Origin of the sequence: Sphingomonas sp. LT1P40 (assembly GCF_036663835.1) — a bacterium.
In the GTDB taxonomy this organism is placed as follows: Bacteria; Pseudomonadota; Alphaproteobacteria; order Sphingomonadales; family Sphingomonadaceae; genus Sphingomonas.
The window spans coordinates 236,368-251,679 of the sequence record NZ_JAXOJT010000001.1; the positions used below are offsets into that span (position 1 = coordinate 236,368).

Sequence of the window (15,312 nt, forward strand, 5' to 3'; positions counted from 1 at the left end):
CGCGCCTATTTGTCGGCGGGTACCCTTGCCTTCATCGTCCGGCCCTGGCCCAGCCACACCTCTTGCCCATAGGTTTTCGGGATCGTTATGCCAATCGGTTGGCAGATCAGGCGCAGCGGGACGGTGGTTGTGCCGGCATCGTCCGTTTTCGCATAGTCGGCCGGCAGGCCGCTTCTCGCAAGAATGCCGTCAAACCAATCGAGAGAACGGCCGAGCCTGGCATTCGAGTATCGCGCGTTGCTGAGCGCCGCGTAGAGTTCACCCTCCGTCGTTGCGTCCAGCGGGCGCCCCGGCCCGACGAACATTGCCAGCGTCTGCCACGCCTGCGCGTCCGAATCGGTCATCCGGTCATAATCATCGATCCAGTTGTAATAGTTGTTGAGCGCCAGAAACTCCTTGGGTGGAAAATGCGTGGCGGTCTGGGCGGATTGGAAACTCTTCCAGGCGACCGAGCTCCATCCGGGTCGGCCAGGACTGTGGATCGCCCCGACAGGCGGGAGACGACGCGTGCGGGACGCTTCGGCGAGGATCGCAGCCAGTTCATCCAGGCGACGATCGACGCAGGACCTTACGGCAGAGCGCTCGCGAGCCAGATTGCGATTGCCCACGATTTCATAGCGTACCGCCTGTCGGGCGCCGCTTACCTCGAACCGCCAGCCGATTTCGGTTGCGATCGCACCGAACCCGAGGGCGATCAACACGCCTAGAACGACGCCGCCGACCTCGCGCGCAAACTTGCCCACGCGCTCGGATCGCAACCCGCGCTGTAATCGCAAGAATACCATTCGCCCCACCCCCGGTTGGCGTGACGATTGCAGCAACCTCGGCCAATCGCAATCGCTTACCCGTTAGTCATAGCCCAGCATCACAAATTCATAGGTCAGCACCGCGATCAGCGCCCACATCGCGACGACGATCAACACGCCCCATTTGCTGACCGGGCGCTCGGCGGCAGCTTCGGCGGTGGCGCGGTGTTCGGAGAGCAGGGCGGCGGGGACGAGGCGGGCGAACAGCCATACGCCCGCCGGTATCAGGATCGCATCGTCGAGCAGGCCGATGACGGGAATGAAATCCGGGATCAGGTCGATCGGCGACAGCGCATAGGCGGCGACGAGTAACCCCAGCGCCTTTGCGTACCAGGGCGTGCGCGGATCGCGGACGGCGAGCCAGACGGCGTGCGCCTCCACACGGATACGGTGGCCCAGGGATTGTTTCGCCATGGCCGAGCGATGTGGCACCACGTCCGCCGCGTCAAGTTGCTCATCCCGGCTGGTGGCAGACGAACTCGATCAGCCGGTCGTCGGGATCGCGCAGATAGCCGGCATAATAATTCGGGTGGATGTGCGGGGCGAGCGCGGGTTCGCGGTCGAGCGTGAAACCGGCCCTGCGCCCGATCGCATAAATCGCGTCGACCGCACGGCGATCGGGCGCGGTGAAGGCAAAATGCACGTTCGCCGAGGCTTCGCCCTCGGTCAGGAAGAAATCGAGCCGCGTGCCGTCGCCAAAGCCCTTGGCCACGCCATCCACCATCTGGCGATAGCCGAGCGGCGCGAGCAAGACCGTGTAGAAGTGCAAATTGCGGGCGAGATCGGGGGTCTTGATTTCGAGATGGTCGAGCATGCTTGTCTCCTTGCGTGGAGACGTGCAGATAATGCCGAAACCGCATGCAGAGCATGCATCATCGACGTAAATTTCGATCGTAATCGATCAGAAAGGCGCAATAATTGAGTGAAATCGATCATGACGGTTGATCTGGACCCGCAGGACCGGCGATTACTGTCGTTGTTGCAAGCCGATAGCGGGGTGGCGATCAACCTTCTGGCCGACGACACCGGCCTGTCACCGGCATCGGTCCAGCGGCGGTTGCGGCGGCTGCGCGAGAGCGGGGCGATCGTGCGCGAAATGGCGGTGCTCGATCCCGGCGTACTGGGTTTCGGCATGACCTTCATCATCATGGTCGAACTGGAACGCGACCGGATCGACCAGCTCGACGCTTTTCGCCGCAAGGCGGTGCGCGAACCCCATGTCCAACAATGCTATTATGTGACGGGCGAGGCGGATTTCGCGCTGGTGTGCGTCGCGCGCGACATGGCGGATTTCGAGGAACTGACCCGGCGATTGTTCTTTGGCGACGAGAATGTGCGGCGTTTCCGCACGTCCGTAGTGATGAGCCGCACCAAGGTTGGGCTGACGCTGCCGATCGATTGATTGCGCGGAGTGTGCGACAATGTATCATATCGTCTTTGAGCAGGCGGCGAGGTGGATATGAAAACGTTGACTGAGCTACTGTTGTTTACCGCCGCGATCTCCGCAGCACCAGCCGTGGCGCAAACGCCGTCGCCGTTGCTGGGTAGCTGGACCGTCGATGTGTCACGGCTTCCGATCCCGCCCGAGGCGCGGCCGACGAGCGTGACGATCACCTATAGCGATGCGGGCGGGGGCAAGTGGAAGACTAATGTCGATGTGGTGCTGAAGGATGGATCGAAGAACGTCGCGGAGAGCGTGCTCACGCTCGACGGCACGCCAGCGCCGGTCACGGGCAATTTCGAGGCGGATACGTCCGCAGCGCGGATGCCGGAACCCAATGTGATGATTATGGCGCTGGCCAAGGGCGGGATCCCAGCCTCGACGCGTATCTATGTGGCAGCACCGGACGGCAAGACGATGATCGAGACGGCGGTCTATTTCGGCAAGGATGGCCAGCCGATCATGCGGACGAATTATTTTACGCGGGTGAAGTAGGCAGCGGACTGACGAGTGAGGTCATTACGCGATTTGACCTGAAATAGTTCATGGCGACCTCGGGTTCAAAATGTGCAGAATGATCGCGGCGGCAGCTAGCCGTCGATCACAAAGGAGGTAACTCGTGTCACTTGCAGACGTGTGCCTCTTGCTTGGCGTGTTGTTCGCCTTCGGCACCTTGGTTCTCAAGGTGATCGAAGTCGCGCGCTCCAAGTAGGGCACAACGGGAGGGGCTCGGGCTGCAACCTGAGCCCCAAACGATTTGGGCCTCGACCGCTGCAACGGTCGAGGCCCATATCACAAGGAGAACCCGTGACACTTGCGCATTTTCTATAGCACCAAATGTCCTAATATTCAAGGATCACGGCAGATCATCGTGGCCCTAACAAGCTCACAACACCTCGAACAACCCGGCCGCGCCCATGCCGCCGCCGACACACATCGTCACGACGACATATTTCGCACCGCGACGCTTGCCCTCGATCAGCGCGTGGCCGGTGCAGCGGGCACCGGTCATGCCGTAAGGGTGGCCGATCGAGATCGAGCCGCCATTGACGTTGAGGAGCTCGTTGGGGATGCCGAGCTTGTCGCGGCAATACAGCACCTGCACGGCGAACGCCTCGTTCAGCTCCCACAGACCGATATCGTCCATCTTGAGGTTGAAGCGCTCCAGCAGGGCAGGGATGGCGAACACCGGGCCGATACCCATCTCGTCCGGCTTGGTGCCCGCGACGGCCATGCCGACATAGCGGCCCAGCGGGGTCAGGCCGCGCTTCTCCGCAAGCTTCTCCTCCATCAGCACGCTCGACGAGCTGCCGTCGGACAGCTGCGATGCGTTACCAGCGGTCACGGTGCCGTCGGGCAGCACGGTGCCCAGCGACTTCAGCCCTTCCAGCGTGGTCTCGGGCCGGTTGCCCTCGTCCTTGGTCAGCGTCACTTCCTTTTGCGTGACTTCCTTCGTCTCCTTGTTGACGATGTTCATCGTCGCGGTGACGGGGACGATCTCGTCGTCGAACTTGCCCGCAGCCTGTGCGGCGGCGGTGCGCTGTTGCGACTGGAAGCCATATTCGTCCTGCACGTCGCGGCTGATGTTATAGCGCTTGGCGACGACCTCGGCGGTCTGGAGCATCGGCATGTACACGTCGCCGTGCATCGCCAGCAGTTCGGGGTCCATCGCGACGCGCATCTGCGGCGTCTGGACCAGCGAAATGCTCTCCACGCCGCCGCCGATGGTGATGTCCATATTGTCGACGATGATCTGCTTGGCGGCGGTGGCGATCGCCATCAGGCCCGACGCGCACTGGCGATCGACCGACATGCCGGAGACGCTGGTCGGGAGGCCCGCACGCAACGCCGCCTGACGCGCGATGTTGCCCGCCTGATGCCCCTGTTGCAGCGCGGCGCCGAAGACGACATCCTGCACTTCACCACCGTCGATCCCGGCGCGCGCGACTGCGGCCTCGATCGAGCGGGCGGCGAGCGTCTGGGCCGGGAGCGCGTTGAACGCACCGCGATAGGCGCGGCCGATGGGAGTGCGGGCGGTGGAAACGATGACGGCAGAGCGCATTTGAAGCTGTCCTTTGCGAAAGTGTCAGACGAAAATCTGCCCGATCCATTCGGCGATCAGCGCGGGCTTGGCCTCGCCCTCGATCTCGATGGTCAGTTCGGTGGTCTGCTGCCACTGGCCGGGGCGTTTCTCGACCAGTTCGAGCGTCTTGAAGCGACCGCGCACGCGCTTGCCGGAGCGGACCGGAGTCAGGAATCGGACTTTGTTGCCGCCATAGTTGACGCCCATCTTCACGCCCTCGATCCGGGGCTGTGGCGTTTTCTGATTTAGCAGCGGCATCAGCGAGAGGGTCAGGAAACCGTGCGCGATGGTGCCACCGAACGGGGTCATCGCGGCCTTTACGGGATCGATGTGGATAAACTGGTGATCGCCGGTCGCGTCGGCGAACTTGTCGATCATGGCCTGCGTCACCTCGACCCAGCCCGACACCCGCTCCTCACCCACACGGGCGGCGAGTTGCTGGATCGTGATCGTCTCGCCTTCGGCCATTGCGGCTCTCCTCGCATTTATCGGCATGTAGGCGCAACCCCCCGCAAACGGCAAGAGGGGGCCTACTGCAAACGCGAAAAACAGGATTTCCGCAGGGTAATGTGAGCGGTCAAATTCCAAACCCGATATTCGAAATATATTTGGAGGCTGGCCTTCGGCGTGACGATCGTCGGTATGTTCCGGAATCGGCCGGGTGACCTGTCAAGGAGGAAGGGGACGCATAGCGTCGGTTTGGCAGCAACACCCGCAGCATTTGCCGATCGGCGCGATCAGCCCAGCGGATAGGGTTTCCCCGCCCGCGCGATGAACGTCAGGAACACGCGCAGCCGCTCGGTCGGGTGGGTGTTCTCCACGCCATGCGCCACTTCCAGCGGGGTGTGGATATGGTCGCCCGCTTTCACCGGCACGATCGCCCCGTCGATCTCCATCTGCCCCCGACCGCTCATGATGTAATAATATTCGTCGAACGCCCCCTCCTTGTTGCGGTCGTCGAGGAAATGGACATGCACCCCCTCGCTCGCGCCGGGTTCCAAGTCATAAATCATGAAATGCGCGGGCCATGGCTCGTTGGCAAAGCGGAACCATTTGATCCGGCCCTTGCCCTTGCCCTGATGGATGCCCGCGACTTCGCGCATCCCTGTGGTTTCACTATCCCTGGTGAAGGTCGCCGTTGGTTTCGACGCGACCGGCGTTCCCGTCGCCAGCGCCCGCTGACTCAGCATTGCGAAACAGGTCCCCGCAGCGGCAATTGCGTTTCGGCGGTTGATCTTCTTGCTCATCACCCATGCACCTTGTGCGCCGTCAGCACGAATGCCGGTTCGGCCTTGCCCGTCCCCAGCACCAGATCGCTGACATAGCGGCCCAGCGCCGGGCCATGTTTAAACCCATGCCCGCTGCCGCCGCCCACAATCCAGGCGTTGCTCCACCCCGGATGGCGGTCGATCAGCAAATGGCCATTGTCGCTATTCTCATATTGGCAGACCCGCGATTCCGCCAACGGCCGCTTGGCCAGGTCGGGAAAGCGTCGCGCCAGATAGGCCCGCACATCGCGCAGTGCCGCATCGGTGATCCGCCGGTCGAATCCGTCGAGGTCGAAACTCGGACCATGTTTGTCGAGCGCGACCTTGAACCCGCGGCTCTCGATATCGGGAAAGCCGTAATGCAGGTCCGGGCTGCTCACATCGACCCATGCCGGAAAATTCGCCGCCTCGAACCGCAGGTCGCCGGCCTCGGGCGCAAAGAAGAACACATCCTGCCGCGTCGGCACGATCCGCCCGCCGACCACGTCCGGAAACAGCTTCGGCAACCACGGCCCGCACGCGAACACGAACCGCCCGGCCGTCAGCGTTTCGCCGCCGGTCCCGGTGATCGACTCCAGCGCCGCATTGTCGGATCGCGGCGCATCCACCGCGAATTGCCGGTATTCACCGCCCGCCTTGACGAACTCGCCCACCAGATTCTGCACGGACCGCCGCGCCATCAGCGCGCCCATCGTCGGCTGCATCACCCCCACCGCGATCCCGTCGAACCGGATCTGCGGCCAGCGCGTCGCCATCGCCGTCACGCCCAGTTTCTCGATCGGAATGCCCAGGCCGCGCTGGATCGCGATGCTCGCATCGATCTTCGCGCTATCCTCAGGGTAAATGTACAGCGCCCCGGTCTCGTGAAAGATCGGGCTCTCATGCCGCTTCGACAGCTGGTGCCATTCCGCCAGCGAGTCCCACGCCCAGCCGGTATAGAGCGCATTGCCCGCATATTCGGTGCGGATCAGCCGCGTCTCTCCGCCCGAAGACGACCGCGAATGCGCCGGTCCCCACGCATCGAGCAGCAGCACCTTCTGCCCCTTGCGCTGCAAATTCCACGCGGTCCATGCGCCGAACACGCCTGCGCCGACCACGATGAAGTCCCACGCCCCGGTCGACTTGCGTGCCCGTCGCGCCGCCGCCGGTGCCGCCGAAACCGTCAACGCGCCCGCCGTCGCCATCCCGCCCAGCAAATGCCGCCTTGAAACAGGTAGCGTGAAATTCTGCTCACGACCCGCATCTGTCATTCGCCACTCCCTCGGTACGCCCGATCAAGCCGGTCACGGCTGCCGCACCGCGCCCATTTACCCATCAACAATAGAAGCGCTTCCCGGCGCTCGTCGCTACGGCGCTGACGGGTAAAATAGTGGATGGCTCGGGTAAGCACCCCGAACGCCAAAGCATGGGTGTCTCCTCTTCCCCAACTCCCGGCCCCCTGCTATCGGCCTCCACGAATCTAAAGCATTCGCAGCACCGGCGCGTCCCCGTGCGGCTTCACGCCGCTCTCCCCAACGCAGCTCCGGCGCGACACAGATTGGGATAAGGGAACCCGCACGCATGACAGCCATCGGTCAGGACAGCCTCGGAACACGCGACACCCTCAATGTCGGCGGCAAGGAATACAGCTTCTACAGCCTGACCAAAGCTGCGGCGAAGCTTGGCGACATCAGCCGCCTGCCGTTCAGCATGAAGGTGCTGCTGGAGAATATGCTCCGTTTCGAGGATGGCTCGACCGTCACCACAGCCGACGCGCAAGCGCTGGTCGACTGGCAGCAGGACGCGCGTTCCGACCGCGAGATCCAGTATCGTCCGGCGCGCGTTCTGATGCAGGATTTCACCGGCGTGCCCTGCGTCGTCGATCTGGCGGCGATGCGCGACGCGATCACCAAGTTGGGCGGCAATCCGGCCAAGATCAATCCGCAGGTTCCCGTCCATCTGGTCATCGACCACTCGGTCATGGTCGACGAATTCGGCACGCCAAAGGCGTTCACCGACAATGTCGATCTGGAGTATCAGCGCAATATCGAGCGTTACGAATTCCTGAAATGGGGATCGAAGGCGCTCGACAATTTCAAGGTCGTGCCGCCCGGCACGGGCATCTGCCATCAGGTAAATCTGGAATATATCGGCGACGCCGTATGGACATCGCAGGCGACGGACGGCGCGACGATCGCCTATCCTGACACATTGGTCGGCACCGACAGCCACACTACGATGATAAACGGCCTGGGCGTGCTCGGCTGGGGCGTCGGCGGGATCGAGGCTGAGGCGGCGATGCTGGGTCAGCCGGTGTCGATGCTGATCCCCGAAGTCGTCGGGTTCAAACTGACCGGCAAGATGCAGGAGGGCATCACCGCCACCGATCTGGTGCTGACGGTCACTCAGATGCTGCGGGCCAAGGGCGTGGTCGGTCGCTTCGTTGAGTTTTACGGCCCCGGTCTCGCCGCGATGACGCTGGCGGATCGCGCGACCATCGCCAACATGGCGCCGGAATATGGTGCGACCTGCGGCTTCTTCCCGATCGACGACCGGACGCTCGAATATATGCGTCTCACCGGCCGCGACGAAGCGACCGTCGAACTGGTCGAAGCCTATTGCCGTGCGCAGGGCATGTGGCGGTTGGACGATGCCGCCGACCCGATCTTCACCGACACGCTCGAACTCGACATGGCGACCGTTACCGCGTCGCTCGCCGGGCCGAAGCGCCCGCAGGATCGCGTCTCGCTGAGCAAGGTCGACGAGGTGTTCAACGGCGACTTGTTCAAGGTCTATAACCGTGAGAACAGCCATCGCGTGGCCGTAGAGGGCGCGGGACACGATATCGGCGATGGCGACGTCGTCATCGCCGCGATCACCAGCTGTACCAACACCTCCAACCCGTCGGTCCTGATCGCGGCGGGTCTTGTCGCCCGCAAAGCCCGCGCCAAGGGTCTGACGCGCAAACCATGGGTCAAAACTTCGCTTGCCCCCGGATCACAGGTCGTCACCGACTATTTGAACAAGGCCGGCCTGTCCGAAGACCTTGATGCGATCGGCTTCAACCTGGTCGGCTATGGCTGCACCACCTGCATCGGCAACTCCGGTCCCTTGGCTCAACCGATCAGCGATGCGATCAACGGCAACGACATCGTCGCCGCCAGCGTCCTGTCGGGCAACCGCAATTTCGAGGGCCGCGTGTCGGCCGACGTCCGCGCCAACTTCCTCGCCTCGCCGCCTCTGGTGGTCGCCTATGCGATCAAGGGCACGGTGACCGAAGACATGATCGAATGTCCGATCGGGGAAGGCACCGATGGCCCGGTTTACCTGAAGGACATCTGGCCGACCAACGACGAGATTGCTTCGGTCATGGCCGCGAACATCGACTCCGGCATGTTCAAGGCGCGCTACGGCAATGTCTATCTGGGCGACACGCATTGGCAGAAGATCGCGATCGAGGGGTCGGACACCTATAGCTGGCCTGCCGCCTCCACCTACATCGCCAACCCGCCCTATTTCGAGGGCATGACGATGGACCCGGTGCCGGTCGCCGACATCATCGAGGCGAAGCCGCTGGCGATCCTGGGTGATTCGATCACCACCGACCACATCTCGCCCGCAGGCTCGATCAAGGCCGACAGCCCCGCCGGCAAGTGGCTGATGGAGCGTCAGGTCAGCAAGTCCGACTTCAACAGCTATGGCGCACGTCGCGGCAACGACAATGTCATGGTGCGCGGCACCTTCGCCAATATCCGCATCAAGAACGAAATGGTCCCCGGAATCGAGGGCGGCATGACATCCTATCAGGGTGAGACCATGCCGATCTACGACGCCGCGATGCGTCACAAGGCCGACGGCACCCCGCTCGTGATCGTCGCGGGCAAGGAATATGGTACCGGCTCGTCGCGCGACTGGGCGGCAAAGGGCACCAATCTGCTCGGCGTGCGCGCGGTCATCACCGAAAGCTTCGAACGGATTCACCGCTCGAACCTCGTCGGCATGGGCGTCATCCCGCTCCAGTTCGCCGACGGTGTGACCCGCCAGACGCTGAAGCTGGACGGCAGCGAGACCTTCACCATCACCGGCGTCGCGCAGATCCGCCCGCGTCAGGATGTCGAGGTCAAGCTGACCCGTGCCGATGGTTCGGTCGAAACGTTCCTGACCCGCTGCCGGATCGATACGGTCAACGAGCTGGAATATTTCCTCAATGGTGGCATCCTTCAGTATGTGCTGCGGAATCTGGCAAAATGATCTGCGCCATGGCGCTCCCGATCCTCGCGGCGGGGCTGTGCCTCGACCGTGAGCCGGGTGCGCCTTGGGTGTGGTTTCAGAAGCCCGGACAGAATCCGGTGTTCATCGACCCGACCAGTCTGCGCGACGAGAACGGCGAGAAGGTCATCCGCTTGCTCGACACGGCGGAGACGTCCGGCACAAGTGACGTATGGATCGACATATCCTTTGCTTGCGCGAAGCAGCGCGCATGGATGATCCGCCTCACCGTGGTGAAAAACGGAAAGGCCGGGAAGGTCACCGAGATCGCCGAGCAGGACCGCATGCCGATGAAGCTCGACGATCCGCTGGCCAAGCGCCTGTTGAACTTTGTCTGCGACGGAAAGCCGCTGACATGATCCGTCTAACCGTCATCGCCGTTGTCCTGCTTACCGCTGCACCCGCGATCGCCGAACGCTGGCGTCAGGTACCGGGCGGGGCCAACGCCTCGCTCTCGATCGACCTCGACAGCGTCAAGCGTGACGGGCCGTGGCGGGTGTTCCGCACCCGCACGACGTCGCTGGGCATGCCCGGCGCGGTGATCGGCGTGGTGGCGATGCACTGTCAGGCCGGGATTACCGAACTCCGCGCGCAACGCGCCTTCGCCAAAGGGAAGATGCAACGCGAACGGGTGTTCCCGCTCGGCAAACGCCCGCGTCAGAAGCTGCCCAACCCGGCGAAAGACCCGGCGTTCAGGATGGTCTGCGGATAACCAGAGTTGGTTTCGTGCTCTCAATGAAGTTGCGCGAGAAAGCTTGTCGGCGTCAGTTCGACATGTCGGGCGAGCGGTGGACGGATCGAAAACGCCTGAGGCTCACGGGCGAAATTCCATAGCCTGACAAGGTGCCAGGTTTCACGGTTTGCTTCGGCAACCGCGACCTCGTTGCGAGTCAGGTGGAACGGCGTGCGCTCCCAGCCATTGGTTGTCTTTACCTCGATCTGACGCGGCGTCCCGTCAGGCTCGAAGCTCGCAATGTCGTATCCCGCACCATCGCCATCCTCTTGCGAAGTCCATCGAACGCGCCGCGCCAGTTCGGTCATTCCTGCTGCTTTCAACACTGCGCACTCGTGTGCAAAAATGCGCTCCTCACCGGCCCGACCAAGTTCCCGATTCCGCGCGTCGCGTTCAGCGACATCGAATTTCTGTGCAATCGCGGTAATCTTGGCGATGTCCAGCAAGGGCGGCTGGTTGCTGAAAGTTGGCGGCGGGCCGACCCACAATGTCCCAGCCTCGTCGCGGACTCGGTTGTCACCTGTCACATGCCGATATGGGCCGAGCGGCACCTCAAAGTGGTTTAGCTTTTGCCAAACCGCATCGACCAGCGCCGCCTGAAAATTGGATGCGGGCTTGTACCCGGTGATCCATGGTTGACCCAGTCCCATCAAGACGGCGCTGATATTCTGATGCTTGAACTCGATCGAACCGTTCGATCGCATAACCCGCTGCATCAGTACTTGGCGGTGTGCGGTCTTGTTATACGGATTACCACGCAAATCGTTGGCGAGCATCACGAAATAATCCGCGACGGTCTCCTCAATCTCCTGAGCGCTCCAGTCTTCACCCGCCATAGCGCCAGATTAGGTTCAGATGCCGGAAAGCAAAGACCCATAACTACCGCCGCGCCATCACCGCGATCCGGTCGGCCAGTTCGTTGCCCCGCACTGTCACCGCATCGCGCGACCAGTTGCCGACGAAGGTCGTGCTTTCCTTGAACCCCGGCGACAGCCACGCCTTGTTGCCTTCGATCACCAGCCCGGCGGAGCTGTGTTTGACCCCCTCTGCCGCCACCGCGATCATCGTCCCGTAATTGTCCTTGTTCGGTCCCTGCTCGAACGAATTGCCCGCGATGCGACCGCTCGCCCCGTTCGACAGGTCGATCGCATAATTGGTGTTGCGCCCCTGACTGTCGTCGAAGCTGGAATCCAGGATTTCAACGCGTGGCGCGCGTACCTTCACATAATGGCCGCCCGTGCCGCGCTCGAACCGCGACTGCACGATCCGCACCGATCCATAGGCACCGATATACATCGCGTGCGCGCCGCTGCCGGTCGGGTCCTTGCCAAGGCCGGCAAAGGTCGATCGCTCGACCATAATCGACCCGCGTGGGTCGCTGGCGGACAGGATACCGCACTGACCGTCGATGAACATCGCGTTGGACACGTGCAGATCGCCCATCTCCAGCCGGATGCCCGCGCCATTGCCATCCTCCACCAAAGTCCGCATGAACACGATGCCATCGACGCGCGCGCTGCGTCCGCGCAGCACCAATGTCGCTTTGCCCTCGCAAATCGCCCGATCGAACACCGCCCTGCCGGGAACCTGTGAGACGAAAGCGATCTCGCCCGCCTCCTGCACCGCGCATTCGCCGTATTTGCCAGGCGCGATGCGGATCGTCCCGCGTCCTTCGCCAATCGCTGATACCGCCTCCTGAAGCGAAGCGAACGACCGGCCGGTTTCTGTTACGGTAAAGGGAGCGCTCTGCCCTTGGGGCAAAGCGGGCGCGGTGGTGAGCAGCAGGGCGGCGAACATCAGGGGAAGGCGCATAAGGAACTCCGGCGATTTGCGGAGGCTTATGCGCGTCCAGATGTCACCGCCGGGTTACTAATCCGCCGTTTCCAGCTCCTTCGTCAGTGCCGCCTTGATCGCTTCAATGAACGCGGGAATATCGTCCGGATTGCGGCTGGTAATCAGATTCTCGTCCACGACGACTTCCTCGTCCACGACAGTCGCGCCGGCATTCTCCAGATCGGTGCGCAGCGATGGCCAGCTCGTCACGCGCTTTCCATCGACGATATCGGCCTCGACCAGCAGCCATGGCGCATGACAGATCGCGGCTATCGTCTTGTCGGCATCGAAGAAATCCTCGACGATCTCCACTGTTCGTTCGTCCATGCGCAGCTTGTCCGGGTTGCCGACACCGCCGGGCAACACCAGCGCGTCGAAATCGTCGGTGTCGACGTCACTGACCAGCATGTCCGGCGTGATCGTCGCGCCCTTTTCGCCGCCGCTCTCGCCCTGGATCGGGTCCAACTTGAGCGATGCCAGCGTCACCGAGGCGCCCGCATCGAGCAGCGCCTGACGCGGCTTCATCAGCTCGGATTCCTCGAAACCGTCGGTGGCGATCATCAGCACACGCGCCGTGGAAAGGTCGGCCATTGTCATTCTCCTGATTGGGGACTTGCCTCTCCTAACCGCCGCCTCACGCGACAGTTCCGGAACGATGCGGCGGGATGCGCATTCATCCCGGCATGACGAGGGCACTCCGTTTTTTCGACGACAGCCAACCCGGCATCACCCGCAAGAAGATGCGGCATGGATGGGGTTATTGGGACGCCAAGGGCGACCGCATCACCGATCGCGAGGAGATCGACCGGCTCAACGCCGTCGGCCTGCCCCCGGCGTATCGCGATGCGTGGTACTCCCCGCACCCCAATGGCCATCTGCAAGCCACCGGCATCGACGATCGCGGGCGCAAGCAATATCGCTATCATCTCGATTTCCGTGCGGCGCAGGAGGCAGCAAAATATGATCGCTGCCCGCTATTCGGCCTTCGCCTCCCGAAATTGCGCGCGCGGATCGAGACAGACTTGCGCAAGCGCTCGCTGTCGAAGGAGCGCGCCGTCGCGGCGGTCGTTCGCCTGCTCGACTTGGGGCATGTCCGTGTCGGTAACGAGCAATATGCCGCGACCAACAAGAGCTACGGCGCAACCACCCTGCGCAAGCGTCACGCCAAGCTGGAAGGCAAGACGCTGAAGCTGCAATACCGCGCCAAATCGGGTCGCGTGCGGGTGCTGACCATCACCGACAACAGCCTTTTGTCGTTCGTGAAGAAGGTGCAGGATCTGCCCGGCCAGCATCTGTTTCGCTGGATGGACGATGCCGGCGAATGCCACCCGGTGACTTCAACAGATGTGAACGACTATATCCGCGAAGCCATGAACGAGGATTTCACCGCCAAGCATTTCCGCACCTGGGGGGCGAGCGCGATTGCATTTGAGGCGTTGGCGACGTCTGATGGCTATGTCGATTTGAAATCGATGCTGGAACCCGTCACCGACGCGCTCGGCAACACGCCGGCCATCGCCCGCAAATCCTACGTCCACCCCGCGTTGATCGATCTTGCCAAGGATCGTGAGGCGCAGGCCGCGTTTCGTGAGGCCGTTCGCCTGCCGCGCACGGCACGCTATCTCTCCCGCGCCGAGCGTGGATTGATCGCATTTCTGGAAGCAAACTGCGCGACCGCCAAAGCTGCCTGAGGAATTTCATGACCGTCACCAACACCGCCGCCGCGAACAAGGCGGCAACCAATTCAGGCAGCGCAATCGAGTTGCAGATGCGCACGTTGGTCAACGACAGCTCGATCTGGCTGCAAAGCCACTGGCTGCAGATCGTCATCGCCGCCGCCGCCGCAGCCGCGATCATCGCCATCCTGCATCTGCTCCGCCGCTGGGGCATGAAATTGTGCGAGAATTCGACCGGCCCGGCCGGGTGGGGCACGATCCTGGGCCGCGCGGTCGCGCGTACCGGGCATTTTTTCATCATCATGGTCGCGGCGAAGCTGGTCGGCGGTTACGCCAACCCGCCGGAGATGCTGACCAAAACGATCGACTTTCTGTTCACGCTGGCGGCGGTGTTTCAGGCGGCGATCTGGGCGCGCGAGGTCATTCTCGGCGCGATCGAGAAGAAGACCGAGAGCGAAAATTATCACGGGGAGGCGCTGTTGTCGGCGCTTGGCCTGATCCGTCTGCTCGTCACCTTTGCGCTGTTTGCCATCGCGCTGGTCGTGGTGCTCGACAATCTGGGCGTCAACGTTACAGGTTTGGTCGCTGGTCTGGGCGTCGGCGGTATCGCCATCGGTCTGGCGGCGCAGGGTATCTTCGCCGACCTGTTCGCCGCGCTGGCGATCATCTTCGACAAGCCTTTCCGACGCGGCGACAAGGTCTTTTACGACCAGACCAAGGGGACGGTCGAGACGATCGGTCTGAAATCCACTCGTATCCGCGCGTTCACCGGCGAGATGCGGATCATCTCGAACAAGCAGTTGCTGGACAAGGAAATCCAGAACATCACCGCGCGCCACCATGTCCGCAACAAGCTGGTGATCGGCGTGGCATATGAGACGCCGCCCGATGTCCTCGAAGCGATTCCCGCAATGCTGAACGAGATCGTCGAGGCGGCGGGTGCGACCCCGTCGCGCGCCAGTTACGAGGCGTTCAACGCCAGCTCGATCGACATCGTTCTGGAGTTCGACATGCCGGGCGACGATGTGCCCGGTAGCAATGCCGCGCGCGACAGGGTCGTGATCGGCATCATGCGCAAATTCGCGGCGGAGGGCATCGTCATCCCGTACCCGACCCAGACCGCCTATACCGCAGCCCCCGACGGCACGATCATCATGCCTTATCCCGATGAGCCACAGCTTGCGGAGAAGGGTGGGCCGGAGGTGGTCAGATAACCCTGATCCG

At 62.6% G+C, this 15,312-nt stretch carries 17 protein-coding genes; 7 read left to right on the forward strand and 10 right to left on the reverse strand.

The genetic code is table 11. The features are described from left to right. Positions 1-5: 5 nt before the first annotated feature. The 3 genes from U1702_RS01190 to U1702_RS01200 form a co-directional block, all read right to left on the reverse strand. On the reverse strand, positions 6-743 hold the full coding sequence (locus U1702_RS01190; RefSeq protein ID WP_332721415.1) for a hypothetical protein: 738 nt from the start codon (positions 741-743) through the stop codon (positions 6-8). Positions 744-848: 105 nt separating this feature from the next. Beyond that, positions 849-1,220 carry a YkvA family protein gene (locus U1702_RS01195; RefSeq protein ID WP_332721416.1) on the reverse strand — a complete coding sequence of 124 codons (372 nt, stop codon included), beginning with the start codon at positions 1,218-1,220 and terminating at the stop codon, positions 849-851. 40 nt (positions 1,221-1,260) lie between these two features. After that, complete coding sequence (locus tag U1702_RS01200; RefSeq protein ID WP_332721417.1) at positions 1,261-1,620, reverse strand: VOC family protein; 360 nt, start codon at positions 1,618-1,620, stop codon at positions 1,261-1,263. A 108-nt stretch (positions 1,621-1,728) separates the two neighbouring features. Here U1702_RS01200 and U1702_RS01205 point away from each other — a divergent pair, with 108 nt between their 5' ends. After that, positions 1,729-2,208 carry an Lrp/AsnC family transcriptional regulator gene (locus U1702_RS01205; RefSeq protein WP_332721418.1) on the forward strand — a complete coding sequence of 160 codons (480 nt, stop codon included), beginning with the start codon at positions 1,729-1,731 and terminating at the stop codon, positions 2,206-2,208. A gap of 66 nt (positions 2,209-2,274) precedes the next feature. After that, entirely contained in the window at positions 2,275-2,742 is a 468-nt protein-coding gene (locus U1702_RS01210) for a hypothetical protein (protein ID WP_332721419.1), read from the forward strand. Positions 2,743-3,133: 391 nt separating this feature from the next. On the opposite strand, the gene U1702_RS01215 is transcribed toward U1702_RS01210, so the two are convergent. The 4 genes from U1702_RS01215 to U1702_RS01230 all read right to left on the reverse strand — a co-directional run bounded on the left by U1702_RS01215 (position 3,134) and on the right by U1702_RS01230 (position 6,848). Further along, positions 3,134-4,309 (reverse strand): acetyl-CoA C-acyltransferase, encoded by a 1,176-nt coding sequence (locus U1702_RS01215; RefSeq protein WP_332721420.1) that lies wholly within the window; start codon positions 4,307-4,309, stop codon positions 3,134-3,136. A gap of 24 nt (positions 4,310-4,333) precedes the next feature. Further along, a complete protein-coding gene (locus U1702_RS01220) occupies positions 4,334-4,798 on the reverse strand; it encodes a MaoC family dehydratase (protein ID WP_332721421.1) in 465 nt (154 codons plus the stop codon). 269 nt (positions 4,799-5,067) lie between these two features. Further along, positions 5,068-5,577, reverse strand: coding sequence for a cupin domain-containing protein (locus U1702_RS01225; RefSeq protein WP_332721422.1), 510 nt, complete (start codon positions 5,575-5,577; stop codon positions 5,068-5,070). Beyond that, positions 5,577-6,848, reverse strand: a complete 1,272-nt coding sequence (locus tag U1702_RS01230; RefSeq protein ID WP_332721423.1) for an FAD-dependent oxidoreductase — start codon at positions 6,846-6,848, stop codon at positions 5,577-5,579. The genes U1702_RS01225 and U1702_RS01230 overlap by 1 nt, the downstream gene beginning before the upstream one ends. Before the next feature lie 310 nt (positions 6,849-7,158). Here U1702_RS01230 and acnA point away from each other — a divergent pair, with 310 nt between their 5' ends. The 3 genes from acnA to U1702_RS01245 are packed head-to-tail and all read left to right on the forward strand — an operon-like array spanning position 7,159 to position 10,558. After that, positions 7,159-9,828, forward strand: a complete 2,670-nt coding sequence (acnA, locus tag U1702_RS01235) for an aconitate hydratase AcnA (RefSeq protein ID WP_332721424.1) — start codon at positions 7,159-7,161, stop codon at positions 9,826-9,828. An 8-nt stretch (positions 9,829-9,836) separates the two neighbouring features. Further along, positions 9,837-10,205: a hypothetical protein gene (locus U1702_RS01240; protein WP_332721425.1), complete on the forward strand. Its 369-nt coding sequence runs from the start codon at positions 9,837-9,839 to the stop codon at positions 10,203-10,205. After that, positions 10,202-10,558: a hypothetical protein gene (locus U1702_RS01245; RefSeq protein ID WP_332721426.1), complete on the forward strand. Its 357-nt coding sequence runs from the start codon at positions 10,202-10,204 to the stop codon at positions 10,556-10,558. The genes U1702_RS01240 and U1702_RS01245 overlap by 4 nt, the downstream gene beginning before the upstream one ends. 20 nt (positions 10,559-10,578) lie before the next feature. On the opposite strand, the gene U1702_RS01250 is transcribed toward U1702_RS01245, so the two are convergent. Genes U1702_RS01250 through U1702_RS01260 form a run of 3 tightly spaced genes read right to left on the reverse strand, consistent with a single transcriptional unit; the run spans position 10,579 to position 13,003 of the window. Beyond that, entirely contained in the window at positions 10,579-11,415 is an 837-nt protein-coding gene (locus U1702_RS01250) for a protein NO VEIN domain-containing protein (protein WP_332721427.1), read from the reverse strand. 43 nt (positions 11,416-11,458) lie between these two features. Next, positions 11,459-12,391 carry a right-handed parallel beta-helix repeat-containing protein gene (locus tag U1702_RS01255; protein WP_332721428.1) on the reverse strand — a complete coding sequence of 311 codons (933 nt, stop codon included), beginning with the start codon at positions 12,389-12,391 and terminating at the stop codon, positions 11,459-11,461. A gap of 57 nt (positions 12,392-12,448) precedes the next feature. Further along, complete coding sequence (locus tag U1702_RS01260; protein WP_332721429.1) at positions 12,449-13,003, reverse strand: type 1 glutamine amidotransferase domain-containing protein; 555 nt, start codon at positions 13,001-13,003, stop codon at positions 12,449-12,451. Positions 13,004-13,095: 92 nt separating this feature from the next. Here U1702_RS01260 and U1702_RS01265 point away from each other — a divergent pair, with 92 nt between their 5' ends. Continuing rightward, positions 13,096-14,103 (forward strand): DNA topoisomerase IB, encoded by a 1,008-nt coding sequence (locus tag U1702_RS01265; protein ID WP_332721430.1) that lies wholly within the window; start codon positions 13,096-13,098, stop codon positions 14,101-14,103. An 8-nt stretch (positions 14,104-14,111) separates the two neighbouring features. Continuing rightward, positions 14,112-15,302 carry a mechanosensitive ion channel family protein gene (locus U1702_RS01270; protein WP_332721431.1) on the forward strand — a complete coding sequence of 397 codons (1,191 nt, stop codon included), beginning with the start codon at positions 14,112-14,114 and terminating at the stop codon, positions 15,300-15,302. Positions 15,303-15,312: the final 10 nt, after the last annotated feature.

Coding starts and splice junctions, on each gene's coding strand:
- U1702_RS01195 (WP_332721416.1), bottom strand. CDS start 1,220: ATGGCGAAACAATCCCTGGGCCACCGTATCCGTGTGGAGGCGCACGCC.
- U1702_RS01200 (WP_332721417.1), bottom strand. CDS start 1,620: ATGCTCGACCATCTCGAAATCAAGACCCCCGATCTCGCCCGCAATTTG.
- U1702_RS01215 (WP_332721420.1), bottom strand. CDS start 4,309: ATGCGCTCTGCCGTCATCGTTTCCACCGCCCGCACTCCCATCGGCCGC.
- U1702_RS01220 (WP_332721421.1), bottom strand. CDS start 4,798: ATGGCCGAAGGCGAGACGATCACGATCCAGCAACTCGCCGCCCGTGTG.
- U1702_RS01225 (WP_332721422.1), bottom strand. CDS start 5,577: ATGAGCAAGAAGATCAACCGCCGAAACGCAATTGCCGCTGCGGGGACC.
- U1702_RS01230 (WP_332721423.1), bottom strand. CDS start 6,848: ATGACAGATGCGGGTCGTGAGCAGAATTTCACGCTACCTGTTTCAAGG.
- acnA (WP_332721424.1), top strand. CDS start 7,159: ATGACAGCCATCGGTCAGGACAGCCTCGGAACACGCGACACCCTCAAT.
- U1702_RS01240 (WP_332721425.1), top strand. CDS start 9,837: ATGGCGCTCCCGATCCTCGCGGCGGGGCTGTGCCTCGACCGTGAGCCG.
- U1702_RS01245 (WP_332721426.1), top strand. CDS start 10,202: ATGATCCGTCTAACCGTCATCGCCGTTGTCCTGCTTACCGCTGCACCC.
- U1702_RS01250 (WP_332721427.1), bottom strand. CDS start 11,415: ATGGCGGGTGAAGACTGGAGCGCTCAGGAGATTGAGGAGACCGTCGCG.
- U1702_RS01255 (WP_332721428.1), bottom strand. CDS start 12,391: ATGCGCCTTCCCCTGATGTTCGCCGCCCTGCTGCTCACCACCGCGCCC.
- U1702_RS01260 (WP_332721429.1), bottom strand. CDS start 13,003: ATGGCCGACCTTTCCACGGCGCGTGTGCTGATGATCGCCACCGACGGT.
- U1702_RS01265 (WP_332721430.1), top strand. CDS start 13,096: ATGACGAGGGCACTCCGTTTTTTCGACGACAGCCAACCCGGCATCACC.
- U1702_RS01270 (WP_332721431.1), top strand. CDS start 14,112: ATGACCGTCACCAACACCGCCGCCGCGAACAAGGCGGCAACCAATTCA.